Genomic DNA, 21,808 nt, shown 5'->3' with positions numbered 1-21,808 from the left:
GCACACCGCAAGCCGCCGGGTCGCATCAGCGCCCGGCGGCTTCCGCATGTTCCCGCCGGGTGCAACCATCGACCACCGTGCCGCAATCACCCCGTTCCTTCCGCCGCCGCCCCCGGGCGATAATCGAACGCGAGGCCGCGGAATGAGGGAATGCTCGGACGTCCTAGCACTGGTCACCATCAGAGCAGTACCGAGCGCGGCCCGTCACTACAACCGGTGAAGGACATCAACCCATGACGACGCCCACGATCGAGCTCAAGCCCTCCGCCCACCCGCTCTCCGACGCGGAACGCGAGGGGATCCTGGCCAACCCCGGGTTCGGCCGCCACTTCACCGACCACATGGTGACGATCAAGTGGACGGAAGGCCGCGGCTGGCACGACGGCCAGCTCGTGCCGTACGCGCCGATCTCCCTCGACCCCGCCACCACGGTCCTGCACTACGCGCAGGAGATCTTCGAGGGCCTGAAGGCCTACCGCCAGCCCGACGGGTCGGTCGCCACCTTCCGCCCCGAGAAGAACGCCGAGCGCTTCCAGCGCTCCGCCCGCCGGCTCGCGATGCCCGAGCTGCCGGTCGAGACGTTCATCGAGGCGTGCGACGCGCTGGTGAAGCAGGACAAGGCGTGGGTGCCGGCGCACGGCGGCGAGGAGTCCCTCTACTTGCGCCCGTTCATGATCGCCACCGAGGTCGGGCTGGGTGTGAAGCCCGCCAACGAGTACCTGTTCCTGGTGATCGCCTCCCCGGCCGGGGCGTACTTCCCCGGCGGTGTGAAGCCGGTGTCGATCTGGGTCTCCGAGGACCGGGTCCGTGCCGTCCCCGGCGGCATGGGCGACGCGAAGACCGGCGGCAACTACGCGGCGTCCCTGCTCGCGCAGGCCGAGGCCGCGACGAAGGGCTGCGACCAGGTCTGCTACCTCGACGCCGTGGAGCACACGTGGGTCGAGGAGCTGGGCGGCATGAACCTGTACTTCGTGTACGGCGACAAGATCGTCACGCCGTCGCTGACCGGTTCGATCCTGGAGGGCGTCACGCGCGACTCCCTGCTCGCCGTCGCCCGTGACCTCGGGTACGAGGCCGAGGAGGGCCGGGTCTCGGTCGACCAGTGGCAGCGGGACTCGGAGAACGGGTCGCTGACGGAGGTCTTCGCCTGCGGTACGGCCGCGGTGATCACTCCGGTCGGTACGGTGAAGCGGGCCGGGGTGGAGTGGAAGCAGAGCGGGGGAGAGCCGGGCGAGGTCACGCTGCGGCTGCGTCGCGCGCTGCTCGATATTCAGCGGGGTACGGCCTCGGACACCCACGGTTGGATGCACCGCCTGGGCTGAGCACCTCTGGCCCCCGGGGGCTCCGCCCCCGGACCCCCGGCCTATGCCCACCCACCACCCGAATCGGTCGGACAGGCAGCTGGGCTCTAGCCTGCGTGGAATCGGTCGGGCAGGAAGCCGGGCTCTTGCCCGCGTCGAATCGGTCGGACAAGGAGGCGGGCAGTCGGCCGGGTCGAGGTCGGTCGGGCAAGGAGCCGGTCCGTTGGCCGCGTCGAATCGGCCGGCCAGGCAGGTGGGCTCTGAGCCGCGTCGAGGCCGGTCGGGCACGGAGCCGGTCCGCGGTCGCGTCGAGGCCGGTCGGGCACGGAGCCGGTCCGCGGTCGCGTCGAGGCCGGTCGGGCACGGAGCCGGTCCGCGGTCGCGTCGAGGCCGGTCGGGCACGGAGCCGGTCCGCGGTCGCGTCGAGGCCGGTCGGGCACGGAGCCGGTCCGCGGTCGCGTCGAGGCCGGTCGGGCACGGAGCCGGTCCGCGGTCGCGTCGAGGCCGGTCGGGCACGGAGCCGGTCCGCGGTCGCGTCGAGGCCGGTCGGGCACGGAGCCGGTCCGCGGTCGCGTCGAGGCCGGTCGGGCACGGAGCCGGTCCGCGGTCGCGTCGAGGCCGGTCGGGCACGGAGCCGGTCCGCGGTCGCGTCGAGGCCGGTCGGGCACGGAGCCGGTCCGCGGTCGCGTCGAGGCCGGTCGGGCACGGAGCCGGTCCGCGGTCGCGTCGAGGCCGGTCGGGCACGGAGCCGGTCCGCGGTCGCGTCGAGGCCGGTCGGGCACGGAGCCGGTCCGCCGGTCGCGGCGAGTCGGTCGGGCAGGAAGCCCGTCCGCCGGTCGTGGCGAGTCGGTAGGCCAAGGAGTCGAGCTCTTGCCCGCGTCGGCGCCGGTCGGCGGGAAGTCGGGCTCCTGCCCGCGTCGGCGCCGGTCGGCGGTAAGCCGGGCTCCTGCCCGTGTCCACTCCGGGCCGTCAAGAAGCCGGGTGTGAATCCATCGGGTGTGGGGAGGGCGTCGTCTCTTCGGCCCCGGGCCAGTCCGCGGGAGAGCCCGGGGTCGTCAGCGCGTAGGCCACCCCTCCCACCAACCCCGACAGCAGGAAACTGCAGTCCACGCCGCCGGTCAGGGCCAGCAGGGGACCCTCGTACGACGGCAGGGACACCGCCAGGACGCCCACCGTCGCTCCCGCCGCCCAGGAGAGGGCCGCCGGGACGTTCCAGCCGGAGCGGTACCAGTAGACGCCGCCCCGGGCACGGCGGTTGAAGACCTGGAGGGCGTCCGCGTCGTAGACCCCGCCGCAGCGGGCGAAGCCGATGAGGGTGATGACCGCCCACGGCGTGCCGATGGCGGTCAGGAGCAGGACAAAGGACGTCATCGCGTCCTGCGCGGTCGAGTAGTAGTGCCCGGCGAAGACCGCGGCCGTGGCCGGGACGGCGACCGTGCACGTCGCCCTCGCCCGGGACGCGCGCGGCAGGATCGCGTCCAGGTCGAGGCCCATCGAGTACAGCATCAGCCCCGCGTTGCCGACCGAGCCGGCCGAGGCCGCCAGGAGCAGCGGGACGAGGTACCAGGACGGGGCCGCGTCGACCAGCGGGCCCGCGTAGTCGAGGGCCGCCCCGGCCGCGTACGCCGTGAACGTGCCGAAGAGCTGCGGCACCAGCAGGCCCAGCAGCAGCCCCAGCCAGGTCGCGTGCAGCACCCGGCGGGAGGAGTGGCGGGCCGGGGAGATGTAGCGGGTGTAGTCGCCGAGGAGCGTGATGAACGCGACCGGCCCGGACAGCCCGGCGGCCACGGCCGCGAGCAGCCAGGTCGGCCAGTAGCCGCCCAGCAGATAGCCACCGGCCTCCGGGAGCGCGGCGGTGGTGAAGGCGGGCGCGTACGCGATCACCCCCACGGCCAGCAGGGCCGTCATGCCGAACGCCAGCACCCGGGACATCGCGAGCAGCACCCGGTAGCCGTACACCGCACCGGCGACGGTGGCCGCGGCGAGCAGCCCGTAGACGATGCCGTAGGACACCCCGCCCTGTGGCAGCCCGGCCAGCCGGCCCAGGACGCTGACCATCACGTCCCCGCCGATCCACACGGTCAGCGCGGTGTAGCCGAGGGCCAGCAGCAGCCCGACCACCGAGCCGATCAGCCGCCCGCGGACCCCGAACTGGGCGCCGGAGGAGGTCGACAGATTGGTGCCGGTGCGCAGCGAGACCAGTGCCAGCGGGGCCGTGAACAGCACGCCCACCACCGTGCCCGCGAGCACCGCGCTGACCGAGGACCACCAGTCCAGGCCGAAGGACGGCGGCAGCCAGCCGAAGACGATCACGCCCAGGCAGAGGTTGGAGCCGAGCAGGATCGACACGAGGTCGCGCGGTCCGCTGGTGCGTTCCTCCTCGGGGATGGTGTCGACTCCGCGCTGTTCGATCGGCATGCTGGTCTCCCTTGGTTAGAGCGACGTTCAATGTGATGTGCGGGTTGCCTCACCGTCAACCTTTCGGGCGAGGGAATTTCATGTTTAGAGTGATGCTCTAAATGGAGGGAGTGACATGCGGCTGACCCCGACCGAACGCGACCGGCTGCTGCTCTTCGGCGCCGCCGAGCTCGCCCGCGCCCGCCGGGCCAGGGGACTGAGGCTCAACGTCCCCGAGGCGACCGCGCTCATCGCCGACACGGTGTGCGAGGCCGCCCGGGACGGCAGGCGGCTCGCTCAGGCCGTCGAGGCCGCCCGGTCCGTCCTCGGGCCCGACGACGTGCTGCCCGGCGTCGCCGACGTCGTCACCGAGGTGCACGTCGAGGCCGTCTTCGACGACGGCTCGCGGCTGGCGGTCGTCTCCGACCCCATCGGAGGCGGTTCGGGGCCGGACGCGCCGGGCGCGCTGCTGCCCGGGCCGCAGGATGCCGAGCCCGAGCCGGCCGAGCGGCTCACGGTCACCAACACCGCGACCGTGCCGGTCTCGGTGACCTCCCACTTCCACTTCTTCGAGGCCAACCCGCGGCTCGACTTCGACCGCGGCCGGGCCTACGGCATGCGGCTCGCCGTGCCCGCGGGATCGTCCGTCCGGTTCGGGCCGGGGGAGAGCGCCGAGGTCGGCCTGGTGCCGATCGGGGGCGAGCGGACCGCCATCGGGTTCGCCGGGCTCGTCGACGGGCCGCTGGACGCGCCGGGCGCCAAGGAGGAGGCCCTGAAGCGGGCCGCAGCCTGCGGCTACCTCGGCGTGCCGGAAACAGCAGCCGATCAGGAGGTCGAGCGATGAGCCGCCCAGGAGGCCACCCCGCCGAGGCACGCCGCCTCACCCCGTACGAGTACGCCGCCACGCACGGCCCGCGCGCCGGCGACCGCATCCGGCTCGGTGACTCGGGTCTGGTCGTCAAGGTCGAGTCCGACTCCCAGCGCCGGGGCGACGAGTTCCTCGCCGGGTTCGGCAAGACCGCCCGGGACGGGCTGCACCTGAAGGCGGCGGCGGTCCGGGAGACCTGTGACGTCGTGGTCAGCAACGTCGTGGTGATCGACGCCGTGCAGGGCGTCCGGAAGGTGTCCATCGGCATCCGCGAGGGCCGGATCTGCTCGATCGGGCGGGCCGGCAACCCCGACACCCTCGACGGGGTCGACGTCGTCGTCGGCACGGGCACCTCGATCGTCTCCGGGGAGGGCCTCATCGCCACCGCCGGGGCCGTCGACACCCACGTGCACCTGCTGTCGCCGCGCATCATGGAGGCCTCGCTCGCCTCCGGCGTCACCACGGTCATCGGGCAGGAGTTCGGGCCGGTGTGGGGCGTGGGCGTCAACTCGCCCTGGGCGCTGCGGCACGCGTTCGGCGCCTTCGACGCCTGGCCGGTCAACATCGGCTTCCTCGGCCGCGGTTCGTCCTCGCACGAGGCGCCCCTGATCGAGGCCCTCGCCGAGGGCGGCGCCTCCGGCTTCAAGGTGCACGAGGACATGGGCGCCCACACCCGCGCCCTGGACACCGCCCTGCGCGTCGCCGAGGAGCACGACGTCCAGGTCGCCCTGCACAGTGACGGGCTGAACGAGTGCCTGTCGGTGGAGGACACCCTGCGCGTGCTGGAGGGCCGGACCATCCACGCCTTCCACATCGAGGGCTGCGGCGGCGGGCACGTCCCCAACGTCCTGAAGATGGCGGGCGTACCGAACGTCATCGGCTCCTCGACCAACCCGACCCTGCCCTTCGGCCGGGACGCCGTCGCCGAGCACTACGGCATGATCGTCTCCGTCCACGACCTCAAGACCGACCTGCCCGGCGACGCCGCCATGGCCCGCGACCGCATCCGGGCCGGAACCATGGGTGCCGAGGACGTCCTGCACGACCTGGGCGCCATCGGCATCACCTCGTCGGACGCGCAGGGCATGGGGCGCGCGGGCGAGACGGTCCGCCGTACGTTCGCGATGGCCGGGAAGATGAAGGCCGAGTCCGGCGCCCCCGACGACGAGCACGACAACGAGCGCGTCCTGCGCTACATGGCCAAGCTGACCATCAACCCGGCCCTCGCACACGGGCTTTCCCACGAGGTCGGGTCCATCGAGACCGGCAAGCTCGCCGACATCGTGCTGTGGCGGCCCGAGTACTTCGGTGCCAAACCGCAGCTGGTGCTGAAGGCAGGCTTCCCGGCGTACGGCGTGGTGGGCGACCCGGGCGCGGCGACCGACACCTGCGAACCCCTCGTCCTCGGGCCGCAGTTCGGCGCACACGGGGCGACACCGGCCGAGATATCGGTGGCGTTCGTCGCGCAGGCCGCGCTCGACCAGGGGCACGACACCATGCCGACCCGGCGCCGCAGGGTCGCCGTGCGCGGCACCCGCGGCATCGGCCCGGCCGACCTGCGCCTCAACTCCCGTACCGGAGCGGTCGACGTCGATCAGCGCACCGGTCTCGTCACCCTCGACGGCGAGCCGCTGCGCTCCGAACCCGCCGAGTCCGTCTCCCTCAACCGTCTCTACTTCCTCTGAGGATCAACGATGCCCGCAGCCGCCGACGGCTTCCGCATGCCCGCCGAGTGGGTTCCGCACGAGCGGACCTGGATGGCCTGGCCGGGCCCGAACGAGACCTTCGACGACCCCGGTGAGCTGGCCGCCGCCCGGGTCGCCTGGGCCGCGGTCGCCCGGGCCGTACGCCGCTTCGAACCGGTGACGGTGGTGTGCGGGCCGGGGCAGTCGGGCCAGGCGCGTGCCCTGCTGGGCGACGGCGTCGACACGGTCGAGCGGGACCTCGACGACGCCTGGATGCGCGACATCGGCCCCACCTTCCTGATCGACGGGAAGGGCCATCTGGGCGCCGTCGACTGGACGTTCAACGGCTGGGGCGCGCAGGAGTGGGCCCGCTGGGAGCACGACGCGAAGGTCGCCGCACACGTCGCCGGCCTCGCCGGGGCGCGGACGTACGCCTCGAAGCTCGTCAACGAGGGCGGGGCGATCCATGTCGACGGCGAGGGCACGGTCCTGCTGACCGAGACCGTCCAGCTCGGCCCGGAGCGCAACCCTGACTGGTCCCGCGAGCAGGTCGAGGCCGAGATCCACGCCCAGCTCGGCACCCGCAAGGCCATATGGCTTCCGCGCGGCCTGACCGGCGACTACCCTCCCCACGGCTTCGGCACCCTCGGCCACGTCGACATCGTCGCGGCCTTCGCCCGCCCGGGCGTCGTCGTCGCGCACTCCCAGCCCGACCCCGCCCACCCCGACCACCAGGTGAGCCGGGAGGTCATCGGCCTGCTCGGCTCCCAGACGGACGCGCGGGGGCGGCGCCTGGAGGTCGTCGAGGTTCCCGCCCCGACCGTCCTGGAGGCCGACGGCCACTGGGCCGACTACTCCTACATCAACCACTACCTCTGCAACGGCGGCGTGGTCCTGTGCGGCTTCGACGACCCGCGCGACGAGATCGCCGCCGGCATCTTCCGCCGCCTGTTCCCCGAGCGCACCGTGACCCTGGTGGACGCCCGTACGATCTTCGCGGGCGGTGGCGGCATCCACTGCATCACCCAGCAGCAACCGAAGATCTAGGAGCGCACATGGCCGGTGGGCGACGGCAGGCCCCGCCCCGCGAAGACGTCCTCGCCGCGGCCATGGAGATGATCGCCGAGCGCGGCCTGGAGAAGCTCACCATGGCCGCGCTCGGCCGCGAGGTCGGCATGAGCAGTGGCCATCTGCTCTACTACTTCGGCTCCAAGGACGAACTCCTGCTGCGCACCCTGGAGTGGAGCGAGGGCCGCCTCGGCGCCGAGCGGGGCCGGCTGCTGACCCGGACCGCGCCCGCCCGCGAGCGCCTCGACGCGTTTGTCGACCTGTACGTCCCCGACGGCCACCGCGACCCGCACTGGACGCTGTGGCTGGAGGTATGGAACCGCTCGCAGAACGCCGACGCCGAGGCCCGCGACCGGCAGGCCGCCATCGAGGGCGCCTGGCACCGCGACCTGGTCGCGCTGCTCGCCGAGGGCATCTCGCGCGCGGAGTTCCGCCGCGTCGACCCGGACCGCTTCGCCGCCCGCCTGCGCGCTCTGCTGGACGGCTTCTCCATCCATGTGGCGATCGGCCTGCGCGGCACCGACCGGGCGCAGATCCTGCGCCACGTGCGCGAGTTCCTCGCCGACAGCCTCCTCGCGGACGCCTGAACGTACGCCCGGGTTGTACTCAATATGACGGATTGACCCTCTGGCCTGTCGTGATGTTGGCTCTGAGCAGCCCTCGGCGCGGGGCCGGGGGAGAAGCGTCCACGGGGAATCAGGGGCTCAGGCCCCGGGGCCCCGGGAACAACAGGGGGAACAGCACATGACCAGCACCAGGAGGGTCACGTCCGGCGCGCTCGGCGTGGCCCTGGCCGTCGCGCTCGGCACCGTCGCCGCGCTGCCCGCGACGGCGGCGCCCGCAGCCGCGCCGCGGACCGAGAAGGCGAGCGTGGCCCCGGACGGCACCGACGGCAACGCCCCCTCCGGCGGGCCGAGCCTGAGCGCCGACGGCCGCCGTCTGGCCTTCGTCTCCAGCGCCGACAACCTCGTCGCCGGCGACACCGACGGCGCCGCCGACGCCTTCGTCCGCGATCTGAGGACCGGCACGACCAGGATGGCCGGCCGTTCGGTGGACGGCTCCGTCGACACCGTCGCCCTGAGCGGCAACGGCCGGTACCTGGCCTTCGGCGCCACCGGCGCGGACGACGGCCTGAGCCACATCTGGGTCGAGGACCTCACCACCGGCGCCCTGCAGCGCGTCGAGGACACCGTCGCTTCCGGCTACGACACCGCCCGGCAGCCCGCCATCAGCGCCGACGGCCGCTACGTCGCCTTCGTCGCCGAGCGGTCGCGCTACACGGAGGGCGACGACCGCTGGGGCCGCGTCTACCGCGTCGACCGCACCAGCGGCAAGGCCGTCCGGATCAGCCAGGTGCCCGCCGCCGGCGACCGCAAGACCGCCGCCACCCACCCGTCCATCAGCGCCGACGGCAAGCGCGTCGGCTACCGGTTCTTCGTCCCGCACCCCGCCTCGGGCGACTGGAGCGACGCCTGGGTGCGGGACGTCCCGAGCGGCGAGCTGATCCAGGCCGACCTCGCCCCGGACGGCCGCAAGTCCGACGGGCAGACCGAGTTCCCGCAGGTCAGCGCGGACGGCCGGTACGTGGTCTTCAACTCGCTCGACTCGCGGCTGACCCCGGGCGACACCAATCAGGGCCACAACGTCTTCATCCGCGACCTCAAGACGGGTGGGCTGCGCCGGATCGACGCCGCCGACCCGGCCGCCTTCACCGCCCATCCGCGGCTGAGCGCCGACCATCGGCACCTGACCTTCGTGTCGGCCGACCCCGGCGACACCGATTTCACCCATCGCGCGTATGTCCGGGACCTGCGCACCGGCCGCACGGTCCTCGCCAGCCCCGACGCCGAGGGCGGACCGAACGACCAGAGTGTGTCCGCCCCGGTGATCGACCAGGGCGGCCGCACGATCGCCTTCGGCAGTGCCTCACCCGATCTCGTGCCCGGCGACACCTACGACACCGCGCACGTCTATGTCCGTCACCTGAGGTGACCGACCGCATCCTGAGACGGCGGTGAGCGGAGCGCGGGGGTTGTGCCAGACTGCCCTCGTGCTCTCGTTCGCCATGATTATTGGCAGCAGGCGCGCCGGTCCGCAGTGACCGCCACGTACGACCAGGTACGGGCGGACACCGTCGTCCTCGACCCGCGCGCAGACCTCTCGCACCCGCGAGAGGTTTTTCGCATTTCTGGCCCACCCACAGCCGGAGGCGAGAGCGCGAGGGAGTATGTGAGGGCGGTGGAGCCGGTCATTCCGGTACGACCGAGATCCCATCCTCAGGAGCCTTGAGACCATGACCGAAACCAGCGAGCTCGACGATTCGTTCCACGTCTTCGACACCACCCTGCGCGACGGCGCCCAGCGGGAGGGCATCAACCTCACCGTCGCCGACAAGCTCGCCATCGCACGGCACCTGGACGACTTCGGCGTGGGCTTCATCGAGGGCGGCTGGCCGGGCGCCAACCCCCGGGACACCGAGTTCTTCGCCCGCGCCCAGCAGGAGATCGACTTCCGGCACGCCCAGCTCGTCGCGTTCGGCTCCACCCGCCGCGCCGGAACCACTGCCGACCAGGACCCCCAGGTCAGAGCGCTCCTGGAGTCCGGCGCACCGGTCATCACCCTGGTCGCCAAGTCGCACGACCGCCACGTCGAGCTCGCGCTGCGCACCACCCTGGACGAGAACCTGGCGATGGTCGGCGACACGGTCTCCTACCTCAAGGAGCAGGGCCGCCGCGTCTTCATCGACTGCGAGCACTTCTTCGACGGCTACCGCGCCAACCCGGAGTACGCCAAGGCGGTCGTCCGCACGGCGTCGGAGGCCGGCGCGGACGTCGTCGTCCTGTGCGACACCAACGGCGGCATGCTCCCGGCCCAGATCCAGGCCGTCGTCTCCACGGTCCTCGCCGACACCGGCGCCCGGCTCGGCATCCACGCCCAGGACGACACGGGCTGCGCGGTCGCCAACACCCTGGCCGCCGTCGACGCCGGCGCGACCCACGTGCAGTGCACGGCCAACGGCTACGGCGAACGCGTGGGAAACGCCAACCTGTTCCCGGTCGTGGCGGCCCTGGAGCTCAAGTACGGCAAGCGGGTCCTGCCCGAGGGGCACCTGCGCGAGATGACCCGCATCTCCCACGCCATCGCCGAGGTCGTCAACCTCACCCCCTCCACGCACCAGCCCTACGTCGGGCTCTCCGCCTTCGCCCACAAGGCCGGACTGCACGCCTCCGCGATCAAGGTCGACCCGGACCTCTACCAGCACATCGACCCCGAGCTGGTCGGCAACACCATGCGGATGCTGGTCTCCGACATGGCCGGACGCGCTTCCATCGAGCTCAAGGGCAAGGAGCTCGGCGTCGACCTCGGCGGCGACCGCGAACTGGTCGGCCGGGTGGTCGAGCGGGTGAAGGAGCGCGAGCTCAAGGGCTACACCTACGAGGCGGCCGACGCGAGCTTCGAACTCCTGCTGCGCGCCGAGGTCCAGGGCGGGCCGCTGCGCTACTTCGAGGTCGAGTCCTGGCGCGCCATCGTCGAGGACCGGCCCGACGGCTCCCATGCCAACGAGGCCACGGTCAAGCTGTGGGCCAAGGGCGAGCGCATCGTCGCCACGGCCGAGGGCAACGGCCCGGTCCACGCCCTGGACCGCTCCCTGCGCGTGGGCCTGGAGAAGATCTACCCCCAGCTCGCCAAGCTGGAGCTGGTGGACTACAAGGTCCGCATCCTGGAGGGCAAGCACGGCACCAACTCCACGACCCGCGTGCTGATCTCCACGTCCGACGGCACGGGCGAGTGGTCGACGGTCGGCGTCGCCGACAACGTCATCGCCGCGAGCTGGCAGGCCCTGGAGGACGCGTACACCTATGGGCTGCTGCGCGCGGGGGTCGCTCCGGCGGAGTAACCACGGGTTCGGCGGCGGAGTAGCCCGGGGGTCCGGCGGCGGATCAGCCCCCGGGGTCCGGCGGCGGAGTGGCCCCGGGTCCGGCCGGGCCGCGGCCCCCGGCGTGGTGCCACACGAGGTGGCGTCACACGACCGTGTCCCGGGAGCCGCGGCCCCGGGGCGGGTGTCACATCGCCGAGTCCCGCGACCGCGGCACCGGGACCTCGCCGCCCCGGTCCCGCCCGGGGCTCCGGTCCAGACGGAACAGGCCCGCGGTGTGGGAGCGCTGGCCGGTGGCGGTGCTGGTGGAGCGGGTCAGCTCCTCGACGCCGTCGGCCAGGTAGCCGACCCACGCCGCGCCCTCGTCCTCGATGATCCGCTGCGCGTCGCTCCGCAGCCGCTCGATCACCCCGAGCAGGGCGGCCTGCTCCTTGTCGCTGGGGGAGTCGGTGGTCCTCAGGAACGCCTGCGCCCAGTCGGACTGCGCCTTCTTGAGGATCTGCTGCAGTGCCATCTCGGCACGGATGTAGCGGGTCCAGGACGCCGAGAACCCGAAGATCCGGTCGAAGAGCACGCACCCCGCCCCGCCGGCCAGGAACACGAAACCCCACTCGGGCTGCACGGCCGTGGGCGAGGCCGCGTGCACCAGCGGCGTGATCGTGCCGACGATGCCCAGCAGCGTGGCGAGCGCCCGCAGCGAACGCGACCACAGCGACGGTCCCCGGCGCCGTGCCAGGTACCAGCCGATCGCCGACGTCACCTCCGCCTCGGCGTGCCGGAACAGCTCCCACAGCAGGTCGGCCCGCGTGCGCGACCGGTCCAGCTCGGTCAGTTCGGACACCTTCATGTCCGCAGCTCTACGTCGTCCGAACATGCCCCTGCTCCCGCCCGTCCTGGATGGCCAGAGGCATCCTAGGCGCAGCCGCGGCAACACATCCCTGCCTCCGCGGACAACCCTGCGGATAGCCCTTTATGTGGCGTTTCGGGTAGATTCGAACATATGAGGGCCGCACTGGTGCGTACCGTCGTACGTCTGCTGATCGTGCCGTTCGCCGCCGTACTGGCGGTGCTGCTGGCCGGTGCGCCGGGCGCGCACGCGGCCACGGATCTCTCCGAGGTCGCCCGGCAGCTGCGGGGCAACCCCGTCTACGTCGATCCGGCCGCCTCCGGGCAACTCGCCGCGTCGGACGCGGAGGCGCTCGCCGACAAGATCAAGGACGCCGACAAGCCCGTCTTCGTGGCCGTCCTCCCGGCCGGATACCCGACGCAGGACCTCTTCCGGAACCTCCGCACCGAGACCGGCATCACCGGGCTGTACGGCATCCGGCTCGGCGACCGGTTCGACGCCCGCGCCGACAGCTCCGTGATGAGCCGGCAGGCGGTGTCCAACCTGGTCACGTCCGTGCAGGACGCGGGCGACCCCAAGGCCCAGCTGAACGACTTCGTCGACGGCGCCCTGCGCAACGTGGGCGGCTCGGCGCCGAGCAGCTGGAGCGACGGCTCGGGCACCGACGTGCCGGTCGGCGGCCTGATCACGATCGGCGCCCTGGTCGCGGCCGGCGGCGCGGGCGCGTACGCCCTGGTCCGCCGCAACCGGCGCCGCCACGAGGAGGAGCAGCGGGCCGCGCTGGAGAAGCTGCGGGTGGTCGTCGACGAGGACATCACCGCGTTCGGCGAGGAACTCGACCGGCTCGACTTCCATCCCTCGGAACCCGGCGCCGACGACGCGATGCGCGCCGACTACGAGCGTGCCCTGGACTCCTACGACCAGGCCAAGTCCCTGATGGCGGCCGCGACGAAACCGGAGGACGTCCGGGCCGTCACCCAGGCCGTGGAGGACGGCCGGTTCTCCCTGGCCCGGCTCGACGCCCGCCGCGAGGGCGGAGCCCTGCCGGAGCGCCGCCCGCCCTGCTTCTTCGACCCGCGCCACGGCCCCTCGGTCGCCGACGCCACCTGGACGCCCCCGGGCGGCGCCGCCCGTGAGGTCCCCGTCTGCGCGGCCGACCACAGGCGCCTGGCCGAGGGCCGCGACCCGGCGATCCGCGAGGTCGACACCGACTACGGCCGTCGCCCCTACTGGGAGGCCGGGCCGGCGTACGGCCCCTGGGCCGGCGGCTACTTCGGCGGCGGCCTCCTGCCCGGCCTCCTCGTCGGCACCATGCTCGGCAGCATGATGGCCACCCCCGCCTACGCGGCCGACTACGGCTCCGGCTACGGCGACTTCGGCGGCTACGAGGGCGGCGACGTCTCCGGCGCGGACTTCAACTCCGGCGACTTCGGCGGCGACTTCGGAGGAGGCTTCGGCGGAGGCGACTTCGGCGGCGGCGGGGACTTCGGGGGAGGGTTCTGACCCCGGTTCGAGCCTGGCCGGACATACCCCACGTCCCGTGCACATCAGGCCCCGGCCGGACCCGCCCCAGCCTGACCGCGCTCGTGGCTCGGCCAGGCCTGATCAGGCCCGGCCCCGCCTCCACGGCCCTCGGACTCAGCGTCGTAGCGCCGCATCCCGCCGCACCGACCGCTCCCGCACCCGCCACCCCGTCGTCCCGGCGACCGCGAACGCCAGGGCCACCAGGACCGCGCTGACCCATGCCGGCGCCCGGTATCCGAAGCCCGCGTCGATCGCCGCGCCTCCGGCCCAAGGGCCCACCGCCGCGCCCACGTTGAACGCGGCCGTCGCGAAGCCTCCGGCCAACGTCGGTGCGTCCTGTGCCGCGTACAGCGCCCGGGCGATCAGTGTGGAGCCGACGCCGAAGGACAGGGCGCCCTGGGCGAAGACGAGCGTGAGGGCCAGGACGGGGTGTCCGGCGCCGAGGGCCAGGGCGCACCAGCCCGCGCCCAGCGTCAGGCCTCCGCCGGCGAGCACCTGCCCGGGACGCCGGTCGGCGAAACGCCCGGCGACGGTGACCCCGGTGAACGCCCCCGCGCCGAACAGGGCCAGGACCCCCGGGACCCAGGAGTCACCCAGCCCGGACACCGCGGTGACCAGCGGAGCGAGATACGTGAAGGTGCAGAACGTGGCGCCGTTCACGAGGGCGCCCAGCACAAGGGTGACGAGCAGCCGGGGATCGCGCAGCGACCGCAGTTCACCGCGCAGCGCGGGCGGCGGGCCCCCGGCCGCACCGCCCGGCACGGACCGCGCCACGGCGACCAGCGCGGGCAGCGACACCAGCGCCACGGCCCAGAACGCCGCACGCCAGCCCCACAGTTCGCCCAGCAGGGCACCGGCCGGCACCCCGGCCACACACGCCAGCGTCACTCCGCCCAGCAGCGTGGACGTCGCCCGCCCCTTCGCGTCGCCCGGGACCATGCCCACGGCGGCGACCAGGGCGACCGCGAGGAACCCGGCGTTGGCGAACGCCCCCACCACCCGCGTGGCGAGCAGAACGGCGAAGCTGCCGGTGAGCGCGCCGACGACGTGGACGGCGAGGAAGACGACGAGGAACGCCAGCAGCGCGCCCCGCCGGGGCCAGCGCCGCGCGAGCCCCGCCACGAGCGGCGCCCCCACGACCATCCCGGCCGCGAAGGCCGAGGTCAGGGCACCCGCCGCGGGGACGGACACCCCCAGATCCCGCGCGATGTCCGGCACCAGCCCGGACAGCATGAACTCGGACGTGCCTTGCGCGAACACGGCAAGGCCCAGCAGAAGGAGAGCGAACGGCATGAAGGAACTCCGCACCGGAAGTCGACGTCGGACACGACAGGTCGGACGGCAAACCGGCAGCGGAGCGGAGCGGGCGGCCTCAGCGGCCCGGCATCGGCGTCACGAACAGCCACCGGAGAGCCGGTGGCCACACTCTGGACGCCTCGGGGCCGGACATGGACCGCACGCTAGGCGGAGCCGGGGGACCGGGTCCACCGGTTTTCCACCGGCTCCGAGCGGGCCGCGGTCAGGCTCGTGCCCCTCCGGCCGCCCCCGCGGTGGACGACGACGACCGCCACGAGGCAGACGGTCAGCCCGAGAGCGGTCTGCACACCGAACGGCTCGCCGAACATCAACGCGCCCCAGACGGCGGTGACCGGGGCCATCAGGAACATCAGCGTGTTGACCTCGGTGACGCCGGAGCGCTTGAGGATGAGCCAGTAGAGCCCGTACCCGCCGAACGTGGACAGCCCCACGAGCCAGGCGACCGCCCCCCAGAAACTCCCCCGCGCGGGCGGTGCGGCCGTACCGGTGCCGAGGGCCAGCAGCGAGAAGAGGACCGCGCTGGTGACGCAGTGGACGGTCAGCGACACCGACGGGGCGACCCGCGAGCGGGACCGGCTCTCCAGGAACGTCGCCGCGACCAGGGACAGCATGCCGAGCAGCGGGACGGCGTAGGCCCACCAGGCCACGTCGCCGCCCGCCGCCGCGTCGGCCAGCGTGACCACGGCGACACCGCTCAGCCCGAGGCCCAGACCGAGCCACTGCCGGCCCGAGACGTACTGCCCGAGCAGCGGCCCCGCGAGGGCCCCGGCGACCAGGGGCTGAACCCCGTCGATGAGGGCCGTCGTACCGCTGGAGACGCCGAGCTGGATGGCGTGGTAGACGCTGAGCAGATAGCCGCTCTGCGACAGCACACCGACCACGGTCTGCCGGGCGAGGTCCCGGGCGGTGAGTCCGCGCCAGGCCGAACGCATGACGACGGCGACCGCGACGAGGACGACGGCCGTCGGCAGGAACCGCCACATCAGGACCGTGAGCGCGGACGCGCTGCCGGCGCCGAGCTTGGCCCCGACGAAGCCCGAACTCCAGCACAGGACGAAGGTGAGGGACAGGAGGATGTTCACGACATCACAACCAGTAGACAGATCGGTTTACCCGTTCCGCCGTCACTATACAGATCGGTATAGTCGGTGTCATGGGTACCACCGCGCCGAACCCGCGCCGGATCACGATGACGCCCGCCGCCCGCCGCGTCCTGGCCGCCGCCACCCGGCTCTTCTACGAGCGCGGCATCCACGCCGTCGGCGTCGACCTCATCGCCGCCGAGGCCGGGGTCACGAAGAAGACGCTCTACGACCGGTTCGGCTCCAAGGAGCAGATCGTCGTGGAGTACCTCGCGGCCCGCGACGAACGCTGGCGGGCCTTCCTCGCCGAGCGCCTCGACGCGGCGGGACCGGCCCCGGGTGAGCGTGTCCTGGCGGTGTTCGACGCCTCGCGCGTATGGGCGGAGGAGTTCGGCTCCAGGGGGTGCAGCATGGTCAACGCCCACGCGGAGATCAGTGACCCCGCCCATCCGGCGCACCCGATCATCACCGGCCAGAAACAGTGGATGCTCGCCCTGTTCACGTCTCTCGCCGCGGAGATCGCACCCGAGACGGCCGACTCGACGGCCCGGACGCTGATGCTCCTGCACGAGGGCGCCCTGGTCGCCCACGGCCTGGGCGTCTTCCCGGACGCCATCGCCGGGGCCCGCGAACAGGCCCGCGCCCTGCTGTCATAGCGGACGGTGACTGACCTACTCCCGCCCTACGGTGACGCCATGACCACTTCCGACGGCACCGACTCCCTCCCCTTCGGCACCGCGGCCGATTTGGACTCCTGGCTGACGGCCCACCCGGCGCCCCACCCCGGCCTCTGGGTCAGGGTCGCGAAGAAGGGTTCGGGCATCCCGTCCGTCAGTGCCGCCGATGTCAACGACGTGGCGCTGTGCCACGGGTGGATCACCGGGCAGCGCAAGGGACTCGACGCGTCGTACTACCTCCAGCGGATCACCCCACGGCGCCCCGGCAGCCTGTGGTCCATGGTGAACGTCCGGCGGATCGAGGAGCTGACCGCCGCCGGACGGATGCGGCCCGGCGGGCTCGCGGAGGTGTCGGCCGCGCGGGCGGACGGCCGCTGGGAGGCGGCGTACGCGTCGCAGAAGGAGGCCGAGGTCCCGGCGGACCTGGTGGCGGCGCTGAACCGGAGCCCCCGCGCCGCCGCCGCATTCGAGGCGCTGGGCCGCACGGACCGGTACCTGGCGATGCTCGGCGTCCTCCGCGCCCGGACGGCGGGAAGCAGGGCCGCGCAGGTGGCGGCGGCGGTGGCGAAGCTGGAGTCGACGGAGCCGGACACCCGCTGACTCCGTCGGGCGGAGACCGTCGCACCTTCGAAGAACGGGCCCGGCACCCCTCGGTGCCGGGCCCTGAAGCCGGTGGATCAGAGGGTCGACGCCGCCGACGCGATGGCGGAGGCGAACGTGGAGACCTCCGTGTAGACGCCGGGGGCCTCGGGACGGGCGCAGCCCTCGCCCCAGCTGACGATGCCGACCTGGATCCAGGCGCCGGCGTTGTCCTTGCGGAACATCGGGCCGCCGGAGTCGCCCTGGCAGGTGTCGACCCCGCCCGCGTCGAAGCCGGCGCAGATCTCCTCGTTCGCGACGAGATCGCTGTAGAGACCGCCGTAGGCCTTGCACGCGGCGTCGCTGACGAACGGCACGGTCGCCTTCAGGAGGTAGCGCTGCTGGGAGCCGCCCTCACGGTTCGCGCCCCATCCGGCGACGGTGAAGTCACCGGTGTTGTACTGCGCGGTGGTGGCGATCTTCAGGGTCGGCAGGTTGATGGGCTGGGCGAGCTTGATGAGCGCCCAGTCCTTGCCGGTGCCGTTGTAGCCGGGGGCGCGCAGCACCTTGGTGGAACGGACCTGGACCCGGCCGCTGGTGGACTGGAGGTCGACGACCCCCGCGGTCGCGGTGATGCTCGTGTTGCTGCCGGAACGGCCCACGCAGTGCGCGGCCGTGAGCACGATCTGCTGGGTGTAGAGCGCGCCGCCGCAGCCCATGGAGAGCCGGACCATGAACGGGAACTCGCCCTGCGCGGCCCGGGTCCCGCCGACGACGGGCGAGGGGGCGGCCTGTGCGGCGGAGACGGGCTGAAGGCTGGCGATCGCGAGCGCGGCGGCGCCGAGGGCCGCGCATCTCTTGAGGGCCGTGAGGAGTCTCTTCAACGTGATGCCTTCCGTGGGGGGTTGACTGGGGAGGTGCAACCGAAGCATCAGATTGACGAGCGCATGACAGCAGCGTGGGCAAAAAGAATGTCCATGTGCTGGCATGGACTGGTCAAAATACTGCTGCTGGATTATGGGAACGCCGAGAGACTTCGCACAAGGGGCGGGAACCGGCCAGGCCGGCCCGGGGTGATGTCACCGGGCCGGTCCCGCGGGGCTCACGCGTTCCTGATGGCCGAGATGTCGAAGTTGAGCTTGATCTTGTCGGAGACGAGGACGCCGCCGGTCTCCAGCGCGGCGTTCCAGGTCAGGCCCCACTCGGAGCGCAGGATCTCCGCCTTGCCCTCGAAGCCGACGCGCTCGTTGCCGAAGGGGTCCTTCGCGGCGCCGTTGAACTCGAGGTCGATGGCGAGCGTGCGGGTGGTGCCGAGGATCGTCAGCTCACCGGTGATCCGGTAGTCGTCACCGCCGAGCGCCTCCGCCTTGGTGGAGCGGAACGTCATGGCCGGGAACTCGTCCGCCTTGAAGAAGTCCGCGCTCTTCAGGTGGCCGTCACGGTCGGCGTTGCCCGTCTCGATGCTGTCCATCACGACGTCCAGCGAGGCCGTCGACCGCGACGGGTCGGTGCCGTCGAGGTGGAGCGTGCCGGTGAAGTCCTGGAAGCTGCCCTTGACGTTGGTGACCATCGCGTGCCGGGCGACGAAACCGATCGTCGAGTGCGCGGGGTCGATCGTGTAGTCGCCGGTCAGGGCGGCCAGCTCGGGGCTCACGGCGGCACCGGTGGCGGCGGCGGTCTGGGTGTCGCTGCGGCTGAAGATGCTCATGGGGGTTACGCCTCCTGGGTGTGATGTTGAATCTTTAACTACTCCAACGCGACCCACCGTAGACCTATTCCGTTCAATGTTCAACATCTTCGGCAAGTGTTTCCCTGACAGACCCGTCGCACTCCTCCCGGACCGCTCCCGGACCGCTCCCGGACCGCTCCCGGGCCTCCCCTCGCCCCTCCCGCACCCGTTCGCGTACCCCCGATTGGAGCAATCGCGCGGCCCGCGCGGGTGGTTCTGACGGGGGAGGTGCGCGGTGGCCCCGGACGCGGGCGGCCCTACGGGTCATGGCCCGCCGGGGCGGCCAGGCGGGACCCCGGCGGCCATCCGTGCGGTGGCGGGGTCCGGCGAGACGGGGTTCCGTTTCCAGTGAGCGTATGGAGACAGGAGACAGACGAGACCACGGCGGACGCACAGCGCAGGGGAGAGCGACTCGTGACACTCACCGGCTCCGGCTCGGCCCACGACCCACCGGCGGACCCCACCCCGCGCCGCGCCACGGCCCCCGTCCCCGCCCGGGTGAACCAGTACGGGCCGCCGCGGCGGCTCGACCGGCGCGTGGCCCTGGTCACCGGCGCGTCCTCGGGCATCGGGGCGGCCACGGCACGGCGTTTCGCGATGGACGGCTGGCAGTTGCTGCTGAACGGACGCGACCGGAACCGCCTGGAGCAGACGGCGTCCGGCACCTCGGCCGTCGTGCTGCCCGCCGACCTCGCCGCCCCGGGCGGCCCGCGCCTGCTCGTCCAGTCCGCGCTGCACACCACCGGCCGGGTCGACGTCCTGGTCGCCGGGGCGGGCATGGGCTGGACGGGCCCCTTCACCGCCATGCCGCACACCGACATCGACCGTGTCCTGACCCTGGACCTCAACGCCACGCTCCACCTCGTGCGCGAGGTGCTGCCGACCATGATCGCGGCCGGGCGGGGGCGCGTGGTGCTGCTCGGCGCGGTCGCGGGCTGCGTGGGTCTGCGGGAGGAGGCGGTGTACTCCGCCGCCAAGGCCGGACTGGCCGCCTTCGCCGAGGCGCTGCGCCAGGAACTGCGCGGCACGGGCGTGGGCGTGACCCTCGTCGTGCCCGGCGCCGTCGACACGGCCTTCCACACCCGCCGCGGCAGGCCCTACGACGGCACCCGAACCGGCCTCCTCTCGCCCGGCTGCGTCGCCGGCACGATCTGGGACGCCGTCCGGCAGAACCGCGACGAGGCCTACGTCCCGACCTGGCTGACCGTCCCGGGCCGGGTCCGCGGCCTCGCGCCGGGCCTGTACCGCCGCCTGCTGAACCGCTTCGGGTGAACCGGGCCCGTCCGTGCCTGTCGGGGTGACTCCGGCCGGGCCTGGTTCGGGGCGCGCCTGGTCGGAGTGGCTCACTCCGGCCGTGCGGGGCGGGCCCTCTCGATCGGCTCCGGCTCCGGCTGTGGCCTCTCCGGGCGTTGCCGCATCCTCTGGCTGGTCCGGCCATTCCCCCGTTCCGGTCACTCCGGCCGAATCCACCGTTCAGGTGAGCCCCTCCCCGTGGTAGGGCATGGGCATGACTCCCCAGCGTCGCCTCTTCCCACGTCGCGCGGCCGGGGCAGCCGCCCCGCTCCGGCCCAGCCGTCGTGCGCTGATGCTGGCGGCCGCCGCCCTCGCGGCGACCGGTGGCGCGGCACCGGTGGGCCGGGGCGGTGGCGCGTCGGGCGATCCGTACGACACCCTCCGCCGCCGCTGGCTCGGCATCTCCCTCGGCACCGGCTACGACCCCACGGCCGAGCCCTACGCCGCCCGGCTCGCCGAGACCGGCGCGCTCGCCCGGGACCTGCGCGCGAGCATGGCCCCGGCGGCGGACTCCCTCTGGCCCGGGCACCCCTTCGACCCGCCGGCCGGTATCACCCTCAGCTACGGCCAACTGTGGACCATGACCCGGGCCTACGTCCAGCAGGGCACCGGCTCCACCGCCGACCCCGCCCTCCTGGCCGGCATCCTGCGCGGTCTCGACCACCTCTCCGCCACCGTCTACAACCCCTCCACCACCCGCTACGGCAACTGGTGGGAGTGGCAGATCGGCAGCCCCCGCCTGCTCACCGACATCACGGCCGCCCTGTACGAGGAACTGGGGGAGGCCCGCGTCCGTGCCGCCTGCGCCGCGGTCGACCACTTCGTCCCCGACTCGGCCCTCGGCGACTACAGCGGCACCTCCACCGGCGCCAACCGCGTCGACCTGTGCCGTTCCGTGGCCCTGCGCGGCATCCTCGGCCGCGACCCCGCCAAGATCGCCCTCGCCCGGGAGGCCCTCTCCCCGGTCTTCCCGTACGTCACCCGCGGCGACGGCCTCTACGCCGACGGCTCCTTCGTCCAGCACACCTGGGTCGCCTACTCGGGTACCTACGGTCAGGTCATGCTCGACGGCCTCGGCCGGCTCTTCGTCCTGCTGGCCGGATCGGACTGGGAGGTCACCGACCCGAACCGGCAGATCGTCCTCGACAGCGTGGAGCGTGCCTACGCCCCGCTCATCCACGACGGACTCGTCATGGACAGCGTCAACGGCCGGGCCATCAGCCGCGGTTACCTCAGCACCGACGATCGCGGGGTCCTGCGCAGCGACCACTACCACGGCGGGCAGCTCATCGCCGCGATCGCCCTGCTCGCGGCCGGCGCGAGCCCCGCGGAACGCGAGCGCTGGCACGCCCGCGTCAAGGGCTGGATCGAACGCGACACCGTACGCCCGATCCTGACGGCACCCCAGTTCGGCGTCGCCGACCTGGTCCGGCTGCACGCCATCGCCGCCTCACCCGCCCCGGCCGCACCCGAACCCACCGGGCACCACCTCTTCGCCGCCATGGACCGCGCCGTCCACCGCGGCCCCGGCTTCACCGTGAACATCGCCATGGCCAGCGACCGC

Annotated in this window: 17 protein-coding genes and 1 pseudogene; 12 read left to right on the top strand and 6 right to left on the bottom strand. The window is 72.9% G+C overall.

The annotated features are described in order from the left end of the window. The first annotated feature begins 233 nt into the window (after positions 1–233). Entirely contained in the window at positions 234–1,322 is a 1,089-nt protein-coding gene (locus K4G64_RS23860; protein ID WP_221758061.1) for a branched-chain amino acid aminotransferase, read from the top strand. A gap of 948 nt (positions 1,323–2,270) precedes the next feature. Here K4G64_RS23860 and K4G64_RS23855 read toward each other — a convergent pair. After that, a complete protein-coding gene (locus tag K4G64_RS23855) occupies positions 2,271–3,719 on the bottom strand; it encodes a cytosine permease (RefSeq protein WP_260460877.1) in 1,449 nt (482 codons plus the stop codon). A 115-nt stretch (positions 3,720–3,834) separates the two neighbouring features. Between K4G64_RS23855 and ureA the strand changes: the two genes are divergently transcribed. From ureA to cimA, 6 genes are all read left to right on the top strand, one after another. Continuing rightward, on the top strand, positions 3,835–4,542 hold the full coding sequence (gene ureA / locus K4G64_RS23850) for an urease subunit gamma (RefSeq protein ID WP_221758060.1): 708 nt from the start codon (positions 3,835–3,837) through the stop codon (positions 4,540–4,542). Then, complete coding sequence (locus K4G64_RS23845) at positions 4,539–6,251, top strand: urease subunit alpha (RefSeq protein ID WP_221758059.1); 1,713 nt, start codon at positions 4,539–4,541, stop codon at positions 6,249–6,251. The genes ureA and K4G64_RS23845 overlap by 4 nt, the downstream gene beginning before the upstream one ends. Positions 6,252–6,260: 9 nt before the next feature. After that, positions 6,261–7,298 (top strand): agmatine/peptidylarginine deiminase, encoded by a 1,038-nt coding sequence (locus tag K4G64_RS23840; RefSeq protein ID WP_221758058.1) that lies wholly within the window; start codon positions 6,261–6,263, stop codon positions 7,296–7,298. An 8-nt stretch (positions 7,299–7,306) separates the two neighbouring features. Then, positions 7,307–7,906 (top strand): TetR/AcrR family transcriptional regulator, encoded by a 600-nt coding sequence (locus tag K4G64_RS23835; RefSeq protein WP_221758057.1) that lies wholly within the window; start codon positions 7,307–7,309, stop codon positions 7,904–7,906. A 157-nt stretch (positions 7,907–8,063) separates the two neighbouring features. Next, on the top strand, positions 8,064–9,311 hold the full coding sequence (locus K4G64_RS23830) for a hypothetical protein (protein ID WP_221758056.1): 1,248 nt from the start codon (positions 8,064–8,066) through the stop codon (positions 9,309–9,311). A 301-nt stretch (positions 9,312–9,612) separates the two neighbouring features. Beyond that, positions 9,613–11,217, top strand: a complete 1,605-nt coding sequence (cimA, locus tag K4G64_RS23825; RefSeq protein WP_221758055.1) for a citramalate synthase — start codon at positions 9,613–9,615, stop codon at positions 11,215–11,217. A gap of 166 nt (positions 11,218–11,383) precedes the next feature. On the opposite strand, the gene K4G64_RS23820 is transcribed toward cimA, so the two are convergent. After that, on the bottom strand, positions 11,384–12,043 hold the full coding sequence (locus K4G64_RS23820; RefSeq protein ID WP_221758054.1) for an SLATT domain-containing protein: 660 nt from the start codon (positions 12,041–12,043) through the stop codon (positions 11,384–11,386). 153 nt (positions 12,044–12,196) lie between these two features. Between K4G64_RS23820 and K4G64_RS23815 the strand changes: the two genes are divergently transcribed. Beyond that, positions 12,197–13,546 carry a hypothetical protein gene (locus tag K4G64_RS23815; RefSeq protein ID WP_221758053.1) on the top strand — a complete coding sequence of 450 codons (1,350 nt, stop codon included), beginning with the start codon at positions 12,197–12,199 and terminating at the stop codon, positions 13,544–13,546. A gap of 135 nt (positions 13,547–13,681) precedes the next feature. Here K4G64_RS23815 and K4G64_RS23810 read toward each other — a convergent pair whose 3' ends face one another. Both K4G64_RS23810 and K4G64_RS23805 read right to left on the bottom strand, forming a co-directional pair. Beyond that, the gene (locus K4G64_RS23810; protein ID WP_221758052.1) at positions 13,682–14,860 is read right to left on the bottom strand and encodes a Cmx/CmrA family chloramphenicol efflux MFS transporter; all 1,179 of its coding nucleotides are present in this window, start codon (positions 14,858–14,860) and stop codon (positions 13,682–13,684) included. 167 nt (positions 14,861–15,027) lie between these two features. Next, complete coding sequence (locus K4G64_RS23805; protein ID WP_221758051.1) at positions 15,028–15,966, bottom strand: DMT family transporter; 939 nt, start codon at positions 15,964–15,966, stop codon at positions 15,028–15,030. A 71-nt stretch (positions 15,967–16,037) separates the two neighbouring features. On the opposite strand from K4G64_RS23805, the gene K4G64_RS23800 reads away from it, so the two are divergent. Further along, positions 16,038–16,622, top strand: a complete 585-nt coding sequence (locus K4G64_RS23800) for a TetR/AcrR family transcriptional regulator (protein WP_260460876.1) — start codon at positions 16,038–16,040, stop codon at positions 16,620–16,622. Positions 16,623–16,661: 39 nt separating this feature from the next. Then, entirely contained in the window at positions 16,662–17,243 is a 582-nt protein-coding gene (locus K4G64_RS23795) for a YdeI family protein (RefSeq protein ID WP_221758050.1), read from the top strand. A gap of 77 nt (positions 17,244–17,320) precedes the next feature. Here the strand turns inward: K4G64_RS23795 and K4G64_RS23790 are convergent, their stop codons facing one another. Together K4G64_RS23790 and K4G64_RS23785 are read right to left on the bottom strand one after the other, a co-directional pair. After that, positions 17,321–18,106, bottom strand: coding sequence for a trypsin-like serine protease (locus K4G64_RS23790; RefSeq protein WP_221758049.1), 786 nt, complete (start codon positions 18,104–18,106; stop codon positions 17,321–17,323). 218 nt (positions 18,107–18,324) lie between these two features. After that, the gene (locus K4G64_RS23785) at positions 18,325–18,930 is read right to left on the bottom strand and encodes a YceI family protein (protein WP_221758048.1); all 606 of its coding nucleotides are present in this window, start codon (positions 18,928–18,930) and stop codon (positions 18,325–18,327) included. 435 nt (positions 18,931–19,365) lie between these two features. Here K4G64_RS23785 and K4G64_RS23780 point away from each other — a divergent pair, with 435 nt between their 5' ends. Continuing rightward, a complete protein-coding gene (locus tag K4G64_RS23780) occupies positions 19,366–20,223 on the top strand; it encodes an SDR family oxidoreductase (protein WP_221758047.1) in 858 nt (285 codons plus the stop codon). A 235-nt stretch (positions 20,224–20,458) separates the two neighbouring features. Continuing rightward, a pseudogene (locus K4G64_RS23775) lies at positions 20,459–21,808 on the top strand (lyase); the annotation flags it as partial.

This window comes from Streptomyces sp. WAC04114, assembly GCF_019733245.1.
Lineage (GTDB): Bacteria > Actinomycetota > Actinomycetes > Streptomycetales > Streptomycetaceae > Streptomyces > Streptomyces massasporeus_A.
The sequence above is the reverse complement of the archived record's forward strand: the minus strand, read 5'-3'. Positions and strand labels throughout refer to the sequence as shown.

What these genes read in the sequence shown, in the direction of transcription:
- K4G64_RS23860 (WP_221758061.1), top strand. Translation starts at nt 234, where the DNA reads ATGACGACGCCCACGATCGAGCTCAAGCCCTCCGCCCACCCGCTCTCC.
- K4G64_RS23855 (WP_260460877.1), bottom strand. Translation starts at nt 3,719, where the DNA reads ATGCCGATCGAACAGCGCGGAGTCGACACCATCCCCGAGGAGGAACGC.
- ureA (WP_221758060.1), top strand. Translation starts at nt 3,835, where the DNA reads ATGCGGCTGACCCCGACCGAACGCGACCGGCTGCTGCTCTTCGGCGCC.
- K4G64_RS23845 (WP_221758059.1), top strand. Translation starts at nt 4,539, where the DNA reads ATGAGCCGCCCAGGAGGCCACCCCGCCGAGGCACGCCGCCTCACCCCG.
- K4G64_RS23840 (WP_221758058.1), top strand. Translation starts at nt 6,261, where the DNA reads ATGCCCGCAGCCGCCGACGGCTTCCGCATGCCCGCCGAGTGGGTTCCG.
- K4G64_RS23835 (WP_221758057.1), top strand. Translation starts at nt 7,307, where the DNA reads ATGGCCGGTGGGCGACGGCAGGCCCCGCCCCGCGAAGACGTCCTCGCC.
- K4G64_RS23830 (WP_221758056.1), top strand. Translation starts at nt 8,064, where the DNA reads ATGACCAGCACCAGGAGGGTCACGTCCGGCGCGCTCGGCGTGGCCCTG.
- cimA (WP_221758055.1), top strand. Translation starts at nt 9,613, where the DNA reads ATGACCGAAACCAGCGAGCTCGACGATTCGTTCCACGTCTTCGACACC.
- K4G64_RS23820 (WP_221758054.1), bottom strand. Translation starts at nt 12,043, where the DNA reads ATGAAGGTGTCCGAACTGACCGAGCTGGACCGGTCGCGCACGCGGGCC.
- K4G64_RS23815 (WP_221758053.1), top strand. Translation starts at nt 12,197, where the DNA reads ATGAGGGCCGCACTGGTGCGTACCGTCGTACGTCTGCTGATCGTGCCG.
- K4G64_RS23810 (WP_221758052.1), bottom strand. Translation starts at nt 14,860, where the DNA reads ATGCCGTTCGCTCTCCTTCTGCTGGGCCTTGCCGTGTTCGCGCAAGGC.
- K4G64_RS23800 (WP_260460876.1), top strand. Translation starts at nt 16,038, where the DNA reads ATGGGTACCACCGCGCCGAACCCGCGCCGGATCACGATGACGCCCGCC.
- K4G64_RS23795 (WP_221758050.1), top strand. Translation starts at nt 16,662, where the DNA reads ATGACCACTTCCGACGGCACCGACTCCCTCCCCTTCGGCACCGCGGCC.
- K4G64_RS23785 (WP_221758048.1), bottom strand. Translation starts at nt 18,930, where the DNA reads ATGAGCATCTTCAGCCGCAGCGACACCCAGACCGCCGCCGCCACCGGT.